The 17,223-nt window shown below is 71.0% G+C and carries 12 protein-coding genes; 8 read left to right on the top strand and 4 right to left on the bottom strand.

All coding sequences use genetic code 11. From position 1 onward, the window contains the following. Positions 1-176: 176 nt before the first annotated feature. Positions 177-1,415: a trypsin-like serine peptidase gene (locus ACFY3J_RS17120; RefSeq protein ID WP_390841128.1), complete on the bottom strand. Its 1,239-nt coding sequence runs from the start codon at positions 1,413-1,415 to the stop codon at positions 177-179. A 217-nt stretch (positions 1,416-1,632) separates the two neighbouring features. Then, positions 1,633-2,670: a MerR family transcriptional regulator gene (locus tag ACFY3J_RS17115; protein ID WP_390841127.1), complete on the bottom strand. Its 1,038-nt coding sequence runs from the start codon at positions 2,668-2,670 to the stop codon at positions 1,633-1,635. 422 nt (positions 2,671-3,092) lie between these two features. Between ACFY3J_RS17115 and ACFY3J_RS17110 the strand changes: the two genes are divergently transcribed. The 4 genes from ACFY3J_RS17110 to ACFY3J_RS17095 all read left to right on the top strand — a co-directional run bounded on the left by ACFY3J_RS17110 (position 3,093) and on the right by ACFY3J_RS17095 (position 9,863). After that, positions 3,093-4,661 (top strand): diaminobutyrate--2-oxoglutarate transaminase family protein, encoded by a 1,569-nt coding sequence (locus ACFY3J_RS17110; protein ID WP_390841126.1) that lies wholly within the window; start codon positions 3,093-3,095, stop codon positions 4,659-4,661. A gap of 342 nt (positions 4,662-5,003) precedes the next feature. Further along, positions 5,004-6,932: an IucA/IucC family protein gene (locus ACFY3J_RS17105; protein ID WP_390841125.1), complete on the top strand. Its 1,929-nt coding sequence runs from the start codon at positions 5,004-5,006 to the stop codon at positions 6,930-6,932. A gap of 71 nt (positions 6,933-7,003) precedes the next feature. Next, entirely contained in the window at positions 7,004-7,744 is a 741-nt protein-coding gene (locus tag ACFY3J_RS17100) for a GNAT family N-acetyltransferase (RefSeq protein ID WP_384184345.1), read from the top strand. Between the two features lie 145 nt (positions 7,745-7,889). After that, positions 7,890-9,863, top strand: coding sequence for an ATP-dependent DNA helicase (locus ACFY3J_RS17095; protein ID WP_384184342.1), 1,974 nt, complete (start codon positions 7,890-7,892; stop codon positions 9,861-9,863). A gap of 263 nt (positions 9,864-10,126) precedes the next feature. Here the strand turns inward: ACFY3J_RS17095 and lexA are convergent, their stop codons facing one another. Then, a complete protein-coding gene (gene lexA / locus ACFY3J_RS17090) occupies positions 10,127-10,906 on the bottom strand; it encodes a transcriptional repressor LexA (protein WP_384184339.1) in 780 nt (259 codons plus the stop codon). 562 nt (positions 10,907-11,468) lie between these two features. Here lexA and nrdR point away from each other — a divergent pair. Further along, entirely contained in the window at positions 11,469-12,023 is a 555-nt protein-coding gene (nrdR, locus tag ACFY3J_RS17085) for a transcriptional regulator NrdR (protein ID WP_384184336.1), read from the top strand. A 159-nt stretch (positions 12,024-12,182) separates the two neighbouring features. Continuing rightward, positions 12,183-15,077 carry a vitamin B12-dependent ribonucleotide reductase gene (locus ACFY3J_RS17080; RefSeq protein WP_390841124.1) on the top strand — a complete coding sequence of 965 codons (2,895 nt, stop codon included), beginning with the start codon at positions 12,183-12,185 and terminating at the stop codon, positions 15,075-15,077. A gap of 63 nt (positions 15,078-15,140) precedes the next feature. Here ACFY3J_RS17080 and ACFY3J_RS17075 read toward each other — a convergent pair whose 3' ends face one another. After that, positions 15,141-15,674, bottom strand: a complete 534-nt coding sequence (locus ACFY3J_RS17075; RefSeq protein WP_384184330.1) for a TerD family protein — start codon at positions 15,672-15,674, stop codon at positions 15,141-15,143. Between the two features lie 156 nt (positions 15,675-15,830). Between ACFY3J_RS17075 and ACFY3J_RS17070 the strand changes: the two genes are divergently transcribed. After that, a complete protein-coding gene (locus tag ACFY3J_RS17070) occupies positions 15,831-16,436 on the top strand; it encodes a YdbC family protein (RefSeq protein WP_384184328.1) in 606 nt (201 codons plus the stop codon). A 115-nt stretch (positions 16,437-16,551) separates the two neighbouring features. After that, on the top strand, positions 16,552-17,220 hold the full coding sequence (locus ACFY3J_RS17065; protein ID WP_384184325.1) for a histidine phosphatase family protein: 669 nt from the start codon (positions 16,552-16,554) through the stop codon (positions 17,218-17,220). Positions 17,221-17,223: the final 3 nt, after the last annotated feature.

Here is a 17,223-nt window from a genome sequence, read left to right as displayed (position 1 = left end):
GCGCGCCCGGCCCGAGCGCCGAGCCCCCTTGGTGCCATGCGCTTGTCATCCGGGCGTTTCCCTGCGGAGCCGTCCGGAGCGGCACCCCACTATGCCCGGGGAATCGAGTGCGAACGGCGGCGGGACGGTGAAGGTTCCCGTGAGACGCCTGAGACGTCCCGCCGCCTTCGGTCTGCCTACTGTCCTGCGAACTTGCCGCTGACCGAGTCGTACACGCCCTTGGCCTCCGGGCCCAGCCGCGGACCCGCCAGCCAGCCGGCCGTCACCGGACCGATCGAGGTGTTGGAGACCAGAGCGGGCTTGCCGTCCGAGCCGGTCGCGACCCAGCCGCCGCCGGAGGAGCCGCCGGTCATGGTGCAGCCGATGCGGTACATCGTCGGGTCCGATGCGTTCAGCGACAGCCGGCCCGGCTTGTCCTGGCACCGGTACAGTCGCTGCCCGTCGTACGGCGGCGCGGCCGGATAGCCCGTCGCGGTCACGCTCCGCACCTGCGGTACGGCCGGGGCGGCGAAGTCCACGGGCAGTGCCGCGCCGACGCTCTCCTCCAGCGACTTGCCGGCGCCGCCCTGCTCGGGCGTCACATGGATGACGGCGAAGTCGTAGGCGGCACCCTGCCCGCCGGTCGGACCGCCCTGCTCGATCCACTGCTCCGAGGTCTGCGCCCAGTCCCCCCACCACACGCCGTACGGCGCGACCTCGTCCTTGCCGGCGTTCTCCAGCTCGGCGGTGCTGCTGCCCGCGTCGTTGTACGACGGCACGAAGGCGATGTTGCGGTACCAGCCGCCCTTCTTGCCTGCGTGCACGCAGTGGCCGGCCGTCCACACGAGGTTGGACTTGCCCGGGTGGGCCGGGTCCTGAACGACCGTCGCCGAGCAGACCATCGTGCCCTCGGGGGAGTCGAAGAACACCTTCCCCGCCGTCGCCGCGTTCGCGTGGTACGTCGGCGGGACCGCAGCCGCCTTCACCGGGGCCGGGGTCGGGTCGGTGACACCCTGGTCGCCGGAGAGGTCGTTGTCGTTCACGCCCTTGTCCGGGTCCTTGGCGCGGCGCATCCGGTCGGGATCCCACAGGTCCTTGATGATCGGGTTGACGAAGTCCTTCGCCTCACGGAGCCAGTCGTCCTCGTTCCAGTCCTTCCAGGCGCCGTTCTTCCACTTGTCGATGTCGATCCCGTGTTCCTTGAGCTTCTTCCTGAGATCGTCCGGGATCTTGATCTTTCCGTCGCCGGTTGCGCCCGTGTCGTCGGCGGTCGCGACGGCGGTGGGCCGGTTGTCGGCCTCGCTGTCGCCCGAGTCGCAGCCGGTGGCGAAGAGCGCGAGCACCGAGGTCAGGGCCACGGAGGTCAGCATGGGTGAGGTTGTGCGGCGGGCGCCCCCTCCTCGACGAGCGTTGAAGAACGGGCGTATGGGTCGCATGCTCTGACTCCCCCTGCTGTGAACGGACTTGCTCCTTGCCGTCGCGTTCTCACCTTGAAATCAGGCCCAGTTCACCCTGGTCTCACGGTGTGCGCGAACGGCACCACACACTATGCGCTCGGCGTGGGGGACCGCCGACGTAACGGCAACGGTTTCGCTACGGGCAGCGGTTTCGTCACAGGCTGTCTGGTCTGGCAGTTCTTCCGAGTCATGCCCCTCAGCGCGCCCGTGGGGCGTGCGCCACGGCACCGTCGTCACCGCAGAGGCGGCTCAGCGTCTCGACCGCGTCCCGCAGACCGACGCAGCGTGGGAAGCCCCCGCAGGTCCGCCGCTCCCAGCCCGGACCGGCGGGCAGGACGGCAGGCCGCCTGCGCGCACCCGGCGCCCCCCACTCCAGGGCCGCGAGGTGTCGTGCCAGCGGCACCGACGCGGTGGAGCGGGCCTGCGACCACAGGACCACGGCGGTCGGACCGGTGCGCCGTACGCAGGCGATCAGTGCCTCCACCGGCACCGCGGCGCCCAGCATCCGGGTCGGCACCCCGCGCTCGCCCAGCGCCGCGTTCAGTGCCTCCAGGGGGAGGGAGTGCTGCTCACCGGGCGCGCAGGCCAGCACCACCGGCGGAGCGTCCACCCGCGCCGCGGCGCGTGGCAGCAGCAGCGGCGTGCTGCGCAGTGTGCTCGACACCTGCCAGGACAGCAGGTGCTCCACCTCCACGTACCGGTCGCCGGACGACTCCCACTTGCGGCCCACCGCGCGCAGGGTCGGCACCATCACCTCCTCCCACGCCGCCGTCAGCCCGTACCGCCCGACCGCCTCCAGCAGTCGGCTCTCCAGCTCCGGCGAGTCCAGGCGCACCGCGGCGCGGGCCAGGCCATGGCACTCCTGCCGCACGTCGCCCAGCGGCAGCCCGCCGCCGGCGCCCCCGCGGCGGGGCGGCTCCCCCGCTCCGGACGACGGCGCGGGCCGGTCGGAGGTCACGGCGGCGGCCGGTTCGGCACGCCCGGCCGGGCCGCGCCCGAGGCGGGTCACCCGGGCGGCCTCGGCGGGTGGCGCGCCCGCCGCCGTCAGCCGGCACATCTCCTCCATCATCGCGACGTCCTGGGGACTCCAGCGGCGGTGTCGTCCCCGCGCCCGCACGGCGGGCCCCAGACCATACCGGCGGTCCCAGGAGCGCAGGGTGGTCGGGGAGACGCCCAGGCGGCGGGCCAGAGCGCCGGTGGTCAGCCCCGCCACGGGCGGTGTCTCGTCGCTCATGTCCCCGCACCTCGCTCGGCCGGCTTCCCCTGCGATCCCCATTGTCCGATGCGAGACCGATGCAAGTTGTCTCCCGCCCCATGGTGATTCGTCTGCCGCCGCACGGTGACTTGCCTCCCGGCGTCTGTCGCTCTGCCTCCCGCCCCCTGCCGCCGCACGCCGGCCTTGTGCGGCCGCGGGCCGTGAGCGGTCTCGTGGTCTCGCCAGGTCCGGCCGAGAACGCCGGTGAGCAACGCTCCACAACCGCAAGGATCTTGAGCGCACCCGTAACCGCGCGGACCGTCCGGGGTTGTAGCGGTGAGGGTCCTGATGTCTGCGTCCGGGACCCCGTGCCGCGGGCGGCGACTCGCCCCGGCGGCGTGAGGCCGGCGCCTTGCATCAGTGGCAGGCCGACGCTCTGGGACAGCGGGAGGACAAGGACCGTGACGGTGACGGAGTCTGCGCCCGGAGGCTGTGTGTCGGCGGGGGCGCGCGCCTCGCTCGAGGGGATCCTGCGGCGGCAGTCGGCGCGTGAGTCGGCGGCGCGCACCTATGCGCGCGCCCTGCCGATCGTGCCCGTCCGGGCCCGCGGGCTCACCATCGAGGGCGCGGACGGGCGCGGCTACCTGGACTGCCTCTCGGGCGCGGGCACCCTCGCCCTCGGCCACAACCACCCCGTCGTCCTGGAGGCCATCCGCGACGTACTCGACTCGGGCGCGCCCCTGCACGCCCTCGATCTCGCCACACCCGTCAAGGACGCCTTCGTCACCGAGCTGTTCCACACGCTGCCGCCCGGACTCGCCGACCGGGCGCGCGTGCAGTTCTGCGGACCGGCCGGCACGGACGCGGTGGAGGCCGCCTTCAAACTCGTCCGGGCCGCCACCGGCCGCACCGGAATCCTGGCCTTCTCCGGCGCCTACCACGGGATGACCGAGGGAGCGCTCGCCGCCTCGGGCCACGCCACCGACGTACGGGTCGCGCGCCTGCCCTACCCGCAGGACTACCGCTGCCCCTTCGGCGTCGGCGGCGCGCGCGGGGCCGAACTCTCCGCCCGCTGGACCGAGTCCGTCCTGGACGACCCGAAGTCGGGCGTACCGCTGCCCGCCGGGATGATCCTCGAACCCGTCCAGGGCGAGGGCGGGGTGATTCCCGCCCCGGACGACTGGATGCGGCGCATGCGCCGGATCACCGAGGACCGGTCCGTCCCGCTGATCGCCGACGAGATCCAGACGGGGGTGGGCCGCACGGGCACCTTCTGGGCGGTGGAGCACAGCGGTGTGACACCGGACGTGATGGTGCTGTCCAAGGCCATCGGCGGCAGCCTTCCGCTGGCCGTCGTGGTCTACCGTGACGACCTCGACGTCTGGGAACCCGGCGCCCACGCCGGAACGTTCCGCGGCAACCAGCTCGCCATGGCCGCGGGCACGGCCACCCTGGCCCACGTCCGGGAGAACCGCCTCGCCGAACGCGCGGCCTCCCTCGGCCTCCACATGCTGACCCAACTCCGCGACCTGGCCTGCCACTTCCCCTGCGTCGGCGAGGTACGGGGACGGGGGCTGATGATCGGCCTCGAACTGGTGAACCCGGAGGGGGAACCCGAGGGCGACAGCGGGGCCGGCGTCGGCTCGGACCTGATCTGCCCCAGGGGCGCCGGGGCCGGGGGCGCCGGTGGGAGTGGTGGTGGGAGTGGCGGTGTCGAGCACAGCCCGGGTGCCGGGCCGACGTTGCCCCGCGTCCGGGAGCCCCTTCCCGCCGCACCCGAACTCGCTGCCGCCGTCCAACGGGAATGCCTGCGGCGGGGCTTGATCGTCGAACTCGGAGGCCGCCACGCGAGCGTCGTACGGCTCCTTCCCCCGCTGACGATCAGCGACGAGCAGGCCGCCGTGGTCCTCGGCCGCCTGGCCGACGCGATCGAGGCGGCGGCCCGGAGTCACACCGGCCGAGACGGTCAGGAGCGCGGGGCCCCTTGGAGACGTCCGCAACCCACCGGCCACTCGGCAGGTACGGGGTAGCGCCCCGCGGCCGCGATTGTCGGCGGGCGCCCCGGATCGAGCAGGTCCGAGCCGACGACGGCCCCGCTCGGCCGACCTGGACCGTGCCACCGGAGGCGGACTCGGACGGGTTGGCCGATCGCATCGTCCGGCCCCGCCGCCCCCGCCCCGCCGGAGCCTGGAGCCGGACGGACTGCCGAAGGCGACCGCTCCGCCCTCAGCCGCCCCACCGGCACCTTCCGAAACACCAAGATCCACACCCCCTCCGAGCCCTCACCGCTTGGTCCCTATCGCCCCACCGTCGCCCGGCCGGCCCGCCATTACCCGGACGCGTCGACCCGAACGTCACCCTGAGGAGCCGTCATGAACCTCACCTCCACCCCCCACGGCCGCTCCCGCACCCAAGACCCGGCCGAGAAGGTCCCCCGTCAGTCGAGAAGGACTACGGCCGCCCTGCGGTCCGACGGCGCGGCCACCGACCTCCTCGAACACCCCGACCCGCACACCGCCGCCCAGGCCGCGGCCGTGGAGAACCTCCTGCGCTGCTGGGTGCGCGAGACCGGCACGGCGGCTCCCTGCTACGGCACCCTCCGCATCCCCCTCCGGGCCAGCGGGACGGCCCTGCTCGTCCCGGTTCACCACTGGTCCCCAACGGGCTGGCACCGCTTCGGCCTCCCGTACCTGGCCGACGCCCCGGAAGACGCCCCGCCGGCCGACGCCGTCACGGTCGCCACCCTGCTGGTCCGGGAAGCACGCACCGGGAACCGCGCCCCCAGGGCCTCGCAGGCGCCCGCAGCCGCCGCCCCGTCACCGGACCGGGCCTTGACCGAGCCCACCGACACCGCCGCCCTCGACCTCGTCGCCCGTGTCGCCGACTCCGTTCGTGGCACCACCCTCTTCCTTCGCGACCGCCGGCACCGTCCCACCGACGGAACCGACCACTTCCTCTCCGCCGAGCAGGCCCTCCTGCTCGGACACCCGCTGCACCCGACCCCCAAGAGCCGCGAGGGCCTGTCGGAAGCCGAAGTCCGCCACTACTCACCCGAATTGCGAGGCTCCTTCCCGTTGCACTGGATGGCGGTCGCCCGCTCCGTCCTGGCCACCGACTCGGCCTGGACCGAATGCGGTCGGACCGTACCCGCCGACCTGCTCACCGCCCGGCTCGCCGGAGCGGGGCTGCCCCTGCCCGACGGATACGCCGCCCTGCCGCTGCATCCGTGGCAGTTGCGCGAGGTGCGCCACCGCGCGGGCACGGCGGCCCTGCTCGACGCGGGACTGCTGCGCGATCTGGGTCCCTACGGGCCGCCCTGGCACCCCACCTCCTCCGTACGCACCGTCCACCGCACCGGCGCCGCCGCCATGTTCAAGCTGTCACTGGGCCTGCACATCACCAACTCTCGTCGTGAGAACCTCCGCAAGGAACTGCACCGGGGTGTAGAGGTCCACCGGCTGCTGCGCAGCGGGCTCTCCCAGCAGTGGCGTGCGGCGCACCCCGGCTTCGACATCGTCCGGGACCCTGCCTGGCTTGCCGTCGACGACCAGGACGGGGCACCCGTGCCGGGTCTGGACGTGATGATCCGGCACAACCCGTTCAACCCGTCGGACGACGTCTCCTGCGTCGCCGGACTCGTGGCACCCCGGCCCTACCCGCGGGCCGGCGCCCCCCTCACCGTGCGGTCCCGCCTGGCCGAGGTCGTCACCAGCCTCGCCGTCCGCACCGGCCGCCCGTCGAGAGCCGTCGCCACCGAGTGGTTCCTGCGCTACCTCCAACAGGTGGTCCGCCCCGTGCTGTGGCTGGACGGCGAGGCGGGAGTCGCCCTGGAGGCCCACCAGCAGAACACGCTGCTCCTGCTGGACGACGAAGGCTGGCCCGCGGGCGGTCGCTACCGCGACAACCAGGGCTACTACTTCCGCCTCTCCCGGCACGCAGAGCTCGACGCCCGGCTGCCCGGCATCGGCGAGCACAGCGACACCTTCGTCTCCGACGACGTCACCGACGAACGTTTCGCCTACTACCTCGCCGTCAACAACGTGTTCGGTCTCATCGGCGCCTTCGGCTCCCAACGGCTCGCCGACGAGGGGCTGTTGCTGGCTGCCTTCCGCCGCTTCCTCGCCGACGCGGCCTCCGGCCCCGCCCGTACGCGCTCCACCCTGCCCTTCCGTCTGCTCGACTCCCCGGTCCTGCGCTGCAAGGCCAACCTGCTGACCCGGCTGCACGGCCTCGACGAACTCGTCGGCCCGGTCGACACCCAGTCCGTCTACGTCACCATCGCCAACCCCCTGTACCTCTGATCCGCACCCCGACTCGCGTCTGCCGTAAACCCTCCGTCTCCCGTAGACCCGTCTTCCGAGAGGAGCGCGCCATGCCTCCCCCCGATGCCGGCGCCGACACCGGTCAAGCGCAGGCAACCGCTCCCCACCGCCGTCCGACCGAGGCAGGCGCCGACGGCGAGGACACGCTCGACCTGCGTCTGCCGGACGACTTCGTCGCGCTCTTCCGGAAGGCGACCGGGACGGACGCCCCGGCCACGGCCGACCTGCTCGACGGCGTGGGTGACTGGGGCCCCACCTTCACAGCCGCCGGCACGTTCCAGCTGGTCCCCGTCCGGCTCGAGCAGGATCTGCCGCTGATCAGCCGCTGGATGAACGACCCCGCCGTCGCGGAGTTCTGGCAGCTGGCCGGGCCGCGGGACGTGACCGAGGCCCATCTGCTCGCGCAACTCGATGGCGACGGTCGCAGCGTCCCCTGCATCGGCCTGCTGGAGGGCACTCCGATGAGCTACTGGGAGATTTACCGGGCCGACCTCGATCCGCTGGCCCGGCACTACCCGGCCCGGCCGCACGACACAGGTATCCATCTCCTCATCGGCGGCGTCACCGACCGTGGGCGGGGGCTCGGCGGCACCCTGCTCAGAGCGGTGGCCGACCTGGTACTCGACCAACGCATCACCTGTGCCCGCGTCCTGGCGGAACCCGACCTTCGCAACGCACCCTCCCTGGCCGCATTTCTGAGCGCCGGTTTCCGGTTCGCCGCCGAGGTCGACCTGCCCGCCAAGCGGGCCGCCCTCATGATCCGCGACCGGTCCTTGCGTGATCTGCTGTGACAGCGCGCCACAGTGTCATCACTTCTGGTACACCCCTCGGGCCGAACCGGTTCCCACACCGCCGGATCCGCAGGAGAGATACCCAGCCACCGGTCCCCGCCTTGATCGCCCGATTGTCAGTCCCGAGCCGTAGGGTGGTCGCGCTATGACGAAGCCCTCCCTCCCCGAACTCCTGCATGCCGCCGTCACCGCCGTCGGCGGTACGGAGCGCCCCGGCCAGGTGACCATGGCCCAAGCCGTCGCGGACGCGATCGACGACAGCTCGCATCTGCTGGTCCAGGCCGGCACCGGCACCGGAAAGTCCCTCGGCTATCTCGTGCCCGCCCTCGCCCACGGGGAGAGAGTGGTCGTGGCCACCGCCACCCTCGCCCTCCAGCGCCAGCTCGTCGAGCGGGACCTGCCGCGCACCGTCGACGCCCTGCACCCGTTGCTGCGCCGCCGCCCGGAGTTCGCCATGCTCAAGGGCCGGTCGAACTATCTGTGCCTGCACCGCCTGCACGAGGGCATGCCGCAGGACGAGGAGGAGGGACTGTTCGACCAGTTCGAGGCGGCCGCGCCCACCAGCAAGCTGGGCCAGGATCTCCTGCGGCTGCGCGACTGGGCCGATGAGACCGAGTCCGGCGACCGCGACGACCTGGCGCCCGGAGTGTCCGATCGGGCCTGGGCGCAGGTGTCGGTCTCGTCGCGGGAGTGCCTGGGCGCCTCCAAGTGCGCCTACGGCGCGGAATGCTTCGCCGAGATGGCCCGTGAGCACGCCAAGCTCGCCGAGGTCGTCGTCACCAACCACGCGCTGCTCGCGATCGACGCCATCGAGGGCGCGCCGGTCCTCCCGCAGCACGAGGTGCTCATCGTCGACGAGGCACACGAACTCGTCTCCCGGGTCACGGGTGTCGCCACCGGTGAGCTCACCCCCGGTCAGGTCAACCGCGCGGTGCGCCGTGCCGCCAAGCTGGTGAACGAGAAGGCCGCCGATCAGTTGCAGACCGCGGCCGAGGGCTTCGAGCGCCTGATGGAGCTCGCCCTGCCCGGCCGCCTGGAGGAGATCCCCGAGGACCTCGGCTATGTGCTGCTGGCACTGCGGGACGCCTCGCGCAACGTCATCTCCGCACTCGGCGCGACCCGGGACAGGTCGGTCCAGGACGAGGACGCCGTCCGCAAACAGGCACTGGCCTCGGTGGAGAACGTGCACGACGTGGCGGAGCGCATCACCAACGGTTCCGAGTGGGACGTCGTCTGGTACGAACGCCACGACCGCTTCGGCGCCTCCCTGCGCGTCGCCCCCATGTCCGTCTCGGGCCTGCTGCGGGAGAAGCTCTTCGCGGACCGCTCCGTCGTCCTGACCTCCGCGACCCTCAAACTCGGCGGCGACTTCAACGGCGTCGGCGCCTCCCTCGGTCTCGCGCCGGAGGGCACCGAGGGCGACGACGTCCCGCAGTGGAAGGGCGTCGACGTCGGCTCGCCGTTCGACTACCCCAAGCAGGGCATCCTGTACATCGCCAAGCACCTGTCGCGCCCCGCGCGGGACGGTGACCGGGGGGACATGCTCGACGAGCTGACGGAGCTGATCCAGGCGGCGGGTGGACGCACGCTCGGCCTGTTCTCCTCCATGCGGGCGGCCCAGCTGGCCGCCGAGGAGCTGCGCGGCCGTATCCCCGAGTTCCCGATCCTGCTCCAGGGCGAGGAGACGCTGGGCGAACTGATCAAGAACTTCGCGGCGGATCCGAAGACCTGTCTCTTCGGCACGTTGTCGCTCTGGCAGGGCGTGGACGTCCCCGGGCCCAGCTGCCAGCTGGTCGTCATGGACAAGATCCCGTTCCCGCGCCCCGACGACCCGGTGATGAGCGCCCGCCAGAAGGCCGTGGAGGACGCCGGCGGCAACGGCTTCATGGCGGTGGCCGCCACCCACGCGGCGCTTCTCATGGCCCAGGGCGCCGGGCGTCTCGTACGGGCCTCGGGGGACCGGGGTGTGGTCGCCGTACTGGATCCGCGTCTGGCGACGGCCCGGTACGGGGGCTATCTGAAGGCGTCGCTGCCCGACTTCTGGAACACCACGGACCGCAACCAGGTGCGCAAGTCACTGGCGGCCATCAACGCGATGGCCGAGCAGGAGGGGAAGTGATCGCGGGGGTGGGGGGGGCCGCGGGGCGGCCGGCCCCCCCCCCCCCCCCACACCCCCCCCCCCCCGCCGGGGCGGGGGGGGGGGGGGGGGGGCGGGGGGGGGGGGCGGGCGGGGGGCGGCCCCCCCCACCCCCGCGATCCGAAAGCGCGGTGACCAGGGCCGTTCAGGACGGGGGCGACGCGCAGCACAGAGCCCCGGAACCGGCGCAGGGGTCCCGGGGCCCGATCAAGGGGGCAGGTGGGCGAGCCCGCCCGGCGCGGTTCTCACACGCGCCGCAGCACCGCCACCACCTTGCCGAGGATGGTCGCGTCGTCGCCCGGGATCGGCTCGTACGCCGCGTTGTGCGGGAGGAGCCAGACGTGCCCGTCCTCGCGCTTGAAGCGCTTGACGGTGGCCTCGCCGTCGATCATCGCGGCCACGATGTCGCCGTTCTCGGCGACCTGCTGGCGGCGGACGGTGACCCAGTCGCCGTCGCAGATCGCGGCCTCGATCATCGAGTCACCGACGACCTTGAGGACGAACAGCTCTCCGTCACCGACCAGCTGCCGGGGGAGGGGGAAGACGTCCTCGACCGACTCCTCGGCGAGGATGGGACCACCGGCCGCGATCCGGCCGACCAGAGGGACGTAGGAGGCGGCCGGCTTGCCCACCGTGTCCGTCGGCTGCAACGCGGTGGCCTGGTCCGAGCCGCGGACCTCGTACGCGCGCGGACGGTGCGGATCACGCCGCAGGAAACCCTTGCGCTCGAGCGCCATCAGCTGGTGTGCGACCGAGGAAGTGCTGGAGAGGCCGACCGCCTGCCCGATCTCCCGCATGGACGGCGGGTAGCCGCGCCGCTGCACGGAGTCCCTGATGACCTCGATCACCCGGCGCTGACGGTCGGTGAGGCCCGAGCTGTCGGCCCGGATGCCCGGAGGTCGGCCCGGCAGGGAGCGCTTGTGCCCCTCGGGATTCGTGGCTTCGTTCATCGCATGCACCGGCTCGAGTCGGCCCTGGGAGCAGTCCTGGGCAGTGATGGTGGCACTGTCTGCGGTGGTGGTCACGTCGGCCCCTCTCGATGGTCTCCCTCCGGCACAACGGTAGTTGCTTTCGAAAGGTTGCGCCAAACACACGTTCGAGTGAAAAAACGCCGACAGCCGGACTTGATCGCGTTTCTGGGTGTATGGGCAACGCGTGCCCGGCTGGCAAAAAGGCTCATTGTTGTACTCTTCACCGCCGGGATGGCGACCTCGTGGGTTGCCGCCCCAGTCTGCCATCCGGCGTCCCGTCGAGCGGGTGCCGTCTCCCGTCTGCCCGGGAGTCCCACGCGTTCTCCGTGCGGCGCTCACGGTATCTCCGTAAGCTCCCCGGCGGGCGCGGGCGCCATCGGTGTGTTGCCCGTGGCGGCTCCGGCGCACGGCGCGCTGCCGTATCCGTGCAACACGCGGCATCGCCTGCCTGTATGGAGCCAATCCCCACATGTAGTGGTTGGATAGCTGTAGCAGCCCACAGATTGTGTTCCCCCCGGTCTTCGGGCCGCCATTCATCGCCTATGCTTGTGGCTGCTTCGCGGGGCCCATGGGTCTGGTGAGGCCGTTGAGTCTGCTGTGAGGAGGGTTGGAGTCCATGCACTGCCCCTTCTGCAGGCACCCCGACAGCCGCGTGGTCGACAGTCGTACGACGGACGACGGCACGTCCATCCGCAGGCGCCGCCAGTGCCCTGACTGCTCCCGTCGGTTCACGACAGTGGAGACGTGCTCGCTCATGGTGGTCAAGCGGTCCGGAGTCACCGAGGCCTTCAGTCGGATCAAGGTCATCAACGGTGTGCGCAAGGCATGCCAGGGGCGGCCCGTCACCGAGGACGCGCTCGCCCAACTGGGCCAGCGGGTCGAGGAGGCGGTGCGCGCCAGCGGGAGCGCCGAGGTGGCCGCTCATGACGTGGGGCTCGCCATACTCGGCCCCCTGAAGGAGCTCGACCTCGTCGCCTATCTGCGGTTCGCGTCGGTCTACCGGGCGTTCGACTCGCTCGAGGACTTCGAGTCCGCCATCGCGGAACTCAGGGAAGGAACGGGACACCCCGCCGCGCAGGAACGCGACGGCGCTTGTGAGGGGTGCCAGGAAGACGGCCGCGGGCGCGGCGGGACGGCTGAGGTCCCCCTGTCCGCAGGCACCGCCGACTGAGCAGCGGGCCGGTCCGGACGGTGCGTCCGGACCCGGCTCGGCGGCGGTGAGGAAAACCTGTCGCGGGTGGCAGCGAGGGTGCCCGCGACACCAGACAGAACACCGTGCTCCGGAACACAGGGGCACTTCAGGGCGTTTACGCCCGTACAGGGAGGCGGCATGACAGAGACGGCGAGCGGTCCGGCACGAGGTTCCCGAGCCAAGGGCACCAAGGCCAGCAAGGGGCTGCGTATCGAGCGCATCCACACCACCCCCGGCGTGCACCCGTACGACGAGGTGGCCTGGGAGCGCCGTGACGTCGTCATGACCAACTGGCGCGACGGCTCGGTCAACTTCGAGCAGCGTGGCGTCGAGTTCCCCGACTTCTGGTCGGTGAACGCGGTCAACATCGTCACCAGCAAGTACTTCCGCGGTGCCGTCGGCACCCCGCAGCGCGAGACCAGCCTCAAGCAGCTGATCGACCGCATCGTGAAGACGTACCGGAAGGCCGGCGAGGACTACAAGTACTTCGCCTCGCCCGCCGACGCCGAGATCTTCGAGCACGAGCTGGCCTACGCCCTCCTGCACCAGATCTTCAGCTTCAACAGCCCCGTCTGGTTCAACGTCGGCACCAAGCAGCCCCAGCAGGTCTCCGCCTGCTTCATCCTGTCCGTCGACGACTCCATGGAGTCGATCCTCGACTGGTACAAGGAAGAGGGCATGATCTTCAAGGGCGGCTCCGGCGCCGGCCTGAACCTCTCCCGCATCCGCTCCTCCAAGGAGCTGCTCTCCTCCGGCGGCAACGCCTCCGGGCCCGTCTCCTTCATGCGTGGCGCCGACGCCTCCGCGGGCACCATCAAGTCCGGTGGTGCGACCCGCCGCGCGGCCAAGATGGTCATCCTCGACGTCGACCACCCCGACATCGAGGACTTCATCCAGACCAAGGTCAAGGAGGAGGAGAAGATCCGCGCCCTGCGCGACGCGGGCTTCGACATGGACCTCGGCGGCGATGACATCACCTCCGTCCAGTACCAGAACGCCAACAACTCGGTCCGCGTGAACGACACGTTCATGAAGGCGGTCGAGCAGGACGGAGCGTTCGGCCTGCGCGCGCGGATGACCGGCGAGGTCATCGAGCAGGTCGACGCCAAGGACCTGTTCCGGAAGATGGCCGAGGCCGCTTGGGCCTGCGCCGACCCGGGCATCCAGTACGACGACACGATCAACCACTGGCACACCTGCCCGGAGTCCGGCCGCATCAACGGCTCGAACCCCTGCAGCGAGTACATGCACCTGGACAACACGTCCTGCAACCTCGCCTCGCTGAACCTGATGAAGTTCCTCAAGGACGACGGCAAGGGCAACCAGTCCTTCCAGGTCGAGCGCTTCGCCCAGGTCGTCGAGCTGGTCATCACGGCGATGGACATCTCCATCTGCTTCGCGGACTTCCCGACCCAGAAGATCGGCGAGAACACGCGCGCGTACCGCCAGCTCGGCATCGGCTACGCCAACCTCGGCGCGCTGCTGATGGCGACGGGCCACGCCTACGACTCCGACGGCGGCCGCGCCCTCGCCGGTGCCATCACCTCCCTGATGACCGGTACCGCCTACAAGCGCTCGGCCGAGCTCGCCGCGGTCGTCGGCCCGTACGACGGCTACGCCCGCAACGCCCAGCCGCACCTGCGGGTGATGAAGCAGCACGCCGACGCCAACACCACGGCCGTCCGCATGGACGACCTGGACACGCCGGTCTGGGCCGCCGCCACGGAGGCCTGGCAGGACGTGCTGCGGCTCGGCGAGAAGAACGGCTTCCGCAACTCCCAGGCGTCCGTCCTGGCGCCCACCGGCACCATCGGCCTGGCCATGTCCTGCGACACCACGGGTGTCGAGCCCGACCTCGCGCTGGTCAAGTTCAAGAAGCTGGTCGGCGGCGGCTCGATGCAGATCGTCAACGGCACCGTCCCGCAGGCCCTGCGCCGCCTGGGCTACCAGGAGGAGCAGATCGAGGCGGTCGTCGCCCACATCGCAGAGCACGGCAACGTGCTCGACGCCCCCGGCCTCAAGCACGAGCACTACGAGGTGTTCGACTGCGCCATGGGCGAGCGCGCCATCTCCCCGATGGGCCACGTCCGCATGATGGCCGCGATCCAGCCGTGGATCTCCGGTGCCATCTCCAAGACGGTCAACATGCCGGAGTCGGCGACCGTCGAGGAGGTCGAGGAGATCTACTTCGAGGCGTGGAAGCTGGGCGTCAAGGCGCTCGCCATCTACCGCGACAACTGCAAGGTCGGCCAGCCGCTCTCCGCCAAGAAGAAGGAGGACGAGAAGGCCGAGATCACCGAGAAGGCCGAGGGCACGATCCGCAGCGCGGTCGAGAAGGTCGTCGAGTACCGCCCGGTCCGCAAGCGCCTGCCCAAGGGCCGGCCCGGCATCACCACCTCCTTCACGGTCGGCGGTGCCGAGGGCTACATGACCGCCAATTCGTACCCGGACGACGGTCTCGGCGAGGTCTTCCTGAAGATGTCCAAGCAGGGCTCGACGCTCGCAGGAATGATGGACGCCTTCTCGATCGCCGTGTCGGTGGGCCTTCAGTACGGCGTGCCGCTGGAGACGTACGTCTCGAAGTTCACCAACATGCGCTTCGAGCCCGCCGGTATGACCGACGACCCGGACGTGCGGATGGCACAGTCGATCGTCGACTACATCTTCCGCCGCCTGGCGCTGGACTTCCTGCCCTTCGAGACGCGCTCCGCGCTCGGCATCCACTCCGCCGAGGAGCGTCAGCGCCACCTCGAGACCGGCTCCTACGAGCCGACCGACGACGAGCTCGATGTCGAGGGCCTGGCCCAGTCGGCGCCCCGGCAGACCGACCTGAAGCCGGTCGCCACGCCGAGGGCCGAGGTCGAGGTGGCCAAGCCCGCCCCCAAGCAGGCGCACACCAGTGCCGAGCTGGTGGAGATGCAGCTGGGCATCCAGGCCGACGCCCCGCTGTGCTTCTCCTGCGGTACGAAGATGCAGCGGGCCGGCTCCTGCTACATCTGCGAGGGCTGTGGCTCGACCAGCGGTTGCAGCTGACCTGACGGTAACGCCGTGAAGTAAGGGGCGTCGGCCATGGGCCGCGCCCCTTACGCGTTTCGGCTACGACGGGCGCACCCGGCCCATGGCGCGGGTGAAGGTCTCCGGATCGTCCTCGAAGCCGAGGACGCCGGGGCAGAACACCCAGTTGCCCGCCTCGTTCCGCGCGAACTCCGCGACCGTGGCCGCCGTCGCGCCGAGCACACCGCCGAAGTCGTCCTCCGCCAGGACGGTGTATCCCTCGCGGACGCGCATTCCCGGACCGAGCACGCCGGCGAAGGTGCGGTGCACCGGACGCTGCTGGATGACGACGCCGACCACCACGCGCGCGTACCTGTCGTCGAGCCGGTCGAGTTCGAGCGTCATGACCTCGTCCCACCCGAAGCCCTGGCCGTCCCTGCTGTCCCGGTTGAGATAGATGGTTCCGTCGGGGGAACGGCTCTCGAAATGCACCACATGGGCCGGATCGCCGTGCGGGTCGCCGGCCCTGTAGACCGCGGCGACCAGATCCAGATCAGTGGGTGGCTGCCCCGCGGGACTGGGATCCCACTTGACCGCGACCTCGACCTTGCCGATCCCCTTGCTGATTCCGCTCATCTGACTCCCCCTTGACCGGCCCCGTGCGCCCCTCTGCCTCAACTTCCGTTCTGCGGGCGCTTGTTGTCCATCGTGCCACGTGCGCGGGGGCGCTTGCGCGGGCGCTGTCCCCGCAGGAGTGACCGATGCCACGTCGCAGGGCCTTACGATGGCGCGGTGCTGGTCAAGTGGATTCGCTGCACCGTGGTGGACCGCCGGGGCTTCGAGCGGGGGCAGCGGAAGTGGGCGGGGCTTCTGGGGGAGCCGGGGTTTCGGGGACAGGGGGGCGGGTGGAGCCGGGGACGGCCGGGTGTCGCGCACATCTTCGCCTTCTGGGAGAGCCGTGCCTTCTACGACTCCTTCATGGCCCGCTCCCACGACCGGCTGGCGGCGGCGCAGGCAGGCACCTTCAAGGACGCCCAGGTCCGGCTGTTCGACTACCGGTTCGACGTGAAGACGGGCTTCGAACCCCGCTTCGCGGACGCCGATCTGCTGCGGGTCGCCCTCTGCCGGGTTCACGAGGAGCGCGCCGAGCACTTCACGCTGATGCAGGAGAAGGTCTGGAACCCGGCGATGGCCGGCTCGCCCGGCATGGTGCGCGGCCTGTTCGGTGAGGCTCCCGGCAACGAGTTCCTCGTGCTGTCCATGTGGCAGTCCTCCGCCGAGCACGGCAAGTACCGCACGGAGCGTGTGGAGCGCCTGGCGCTGCGCGCCCAGACGGAGGCCGACATAGCGTCGCTCACGGGCGACATCGTGGAACTCGAGAGCACCTGGACGGTTTGACGGCGGACGGTCGCCCACGGGTTTGTGTGGCGCGGGGCGCGCGATGTATGTGATCTGCGCCGTACAAGGCCCGCTGGAGTCCTCGATCGGCGCCGACCCGATCTACTGTTCTGGCATGGCACGACCACGGCGCATCATCCTTGTCCGGCACGGCGAGTCAACGGGCAACGTCGATGACACCGTGTACGAGCGCGAACCCGACCACGCGCTGGCACTCACCGAGCGGGGCCGACGACAGGCCGAGGAGACCGGCAAGGAACTGCGGGACCTGTTCGGACGCGAACGCGTGAGCGTCTACGTCTCCCCTTACCGGCGCACCCACGAGACCCTCCACTCCTTCGACCTGGACCCCGGCCTCATACGCGTGCGCGAAGAGCCGCGGCTGCGCGAGCAGGACTGGGGAAACTGGCAGGAGTGCGACGAGGTGCGCCTCCAGAAGACCTACCGGGACACCTACGGGCACTTCTTCTACCGCTTCGCCCAGGGCGAGTCCGGAGCCGACGTCTACGACCGGGTCGGCGGCTTCCTGGAGAGTCTCTTCCGCAGCTTCGAGGACCCCGACCACCCGCCCAACGTCCTCCTGGTGACCCACGGCCTGGCCATGCGGCTCTTCTGCATGCGCTGGTTCCACTGGACCGTCGCCGAGTTCGAGAGCCTTTCGAACCCGGGGAACGCCGAGATGCGGATGCTCGTTCTCGGGGACGACGGCAAGTACACGCTCGACCGTCCGTTCGAGCAGTGGTGTGAGCCGGAATCGTACGGGACCACTGGATGGAGCGGCTGAGCG

It is taken from the genome of Streptomyces sp. NPDC001231, from assembly GCF_042896885.1.
Lineage (GTDB): Bacteria > Actinomycetota > Actinomycetes > Streptomycetales > Streptomycetaceae > Streptomyces.
Note: the sequence above shows the minus strand (reverse complement) of the source record. Positions and strands in the feature narration are given on the sequence as shown.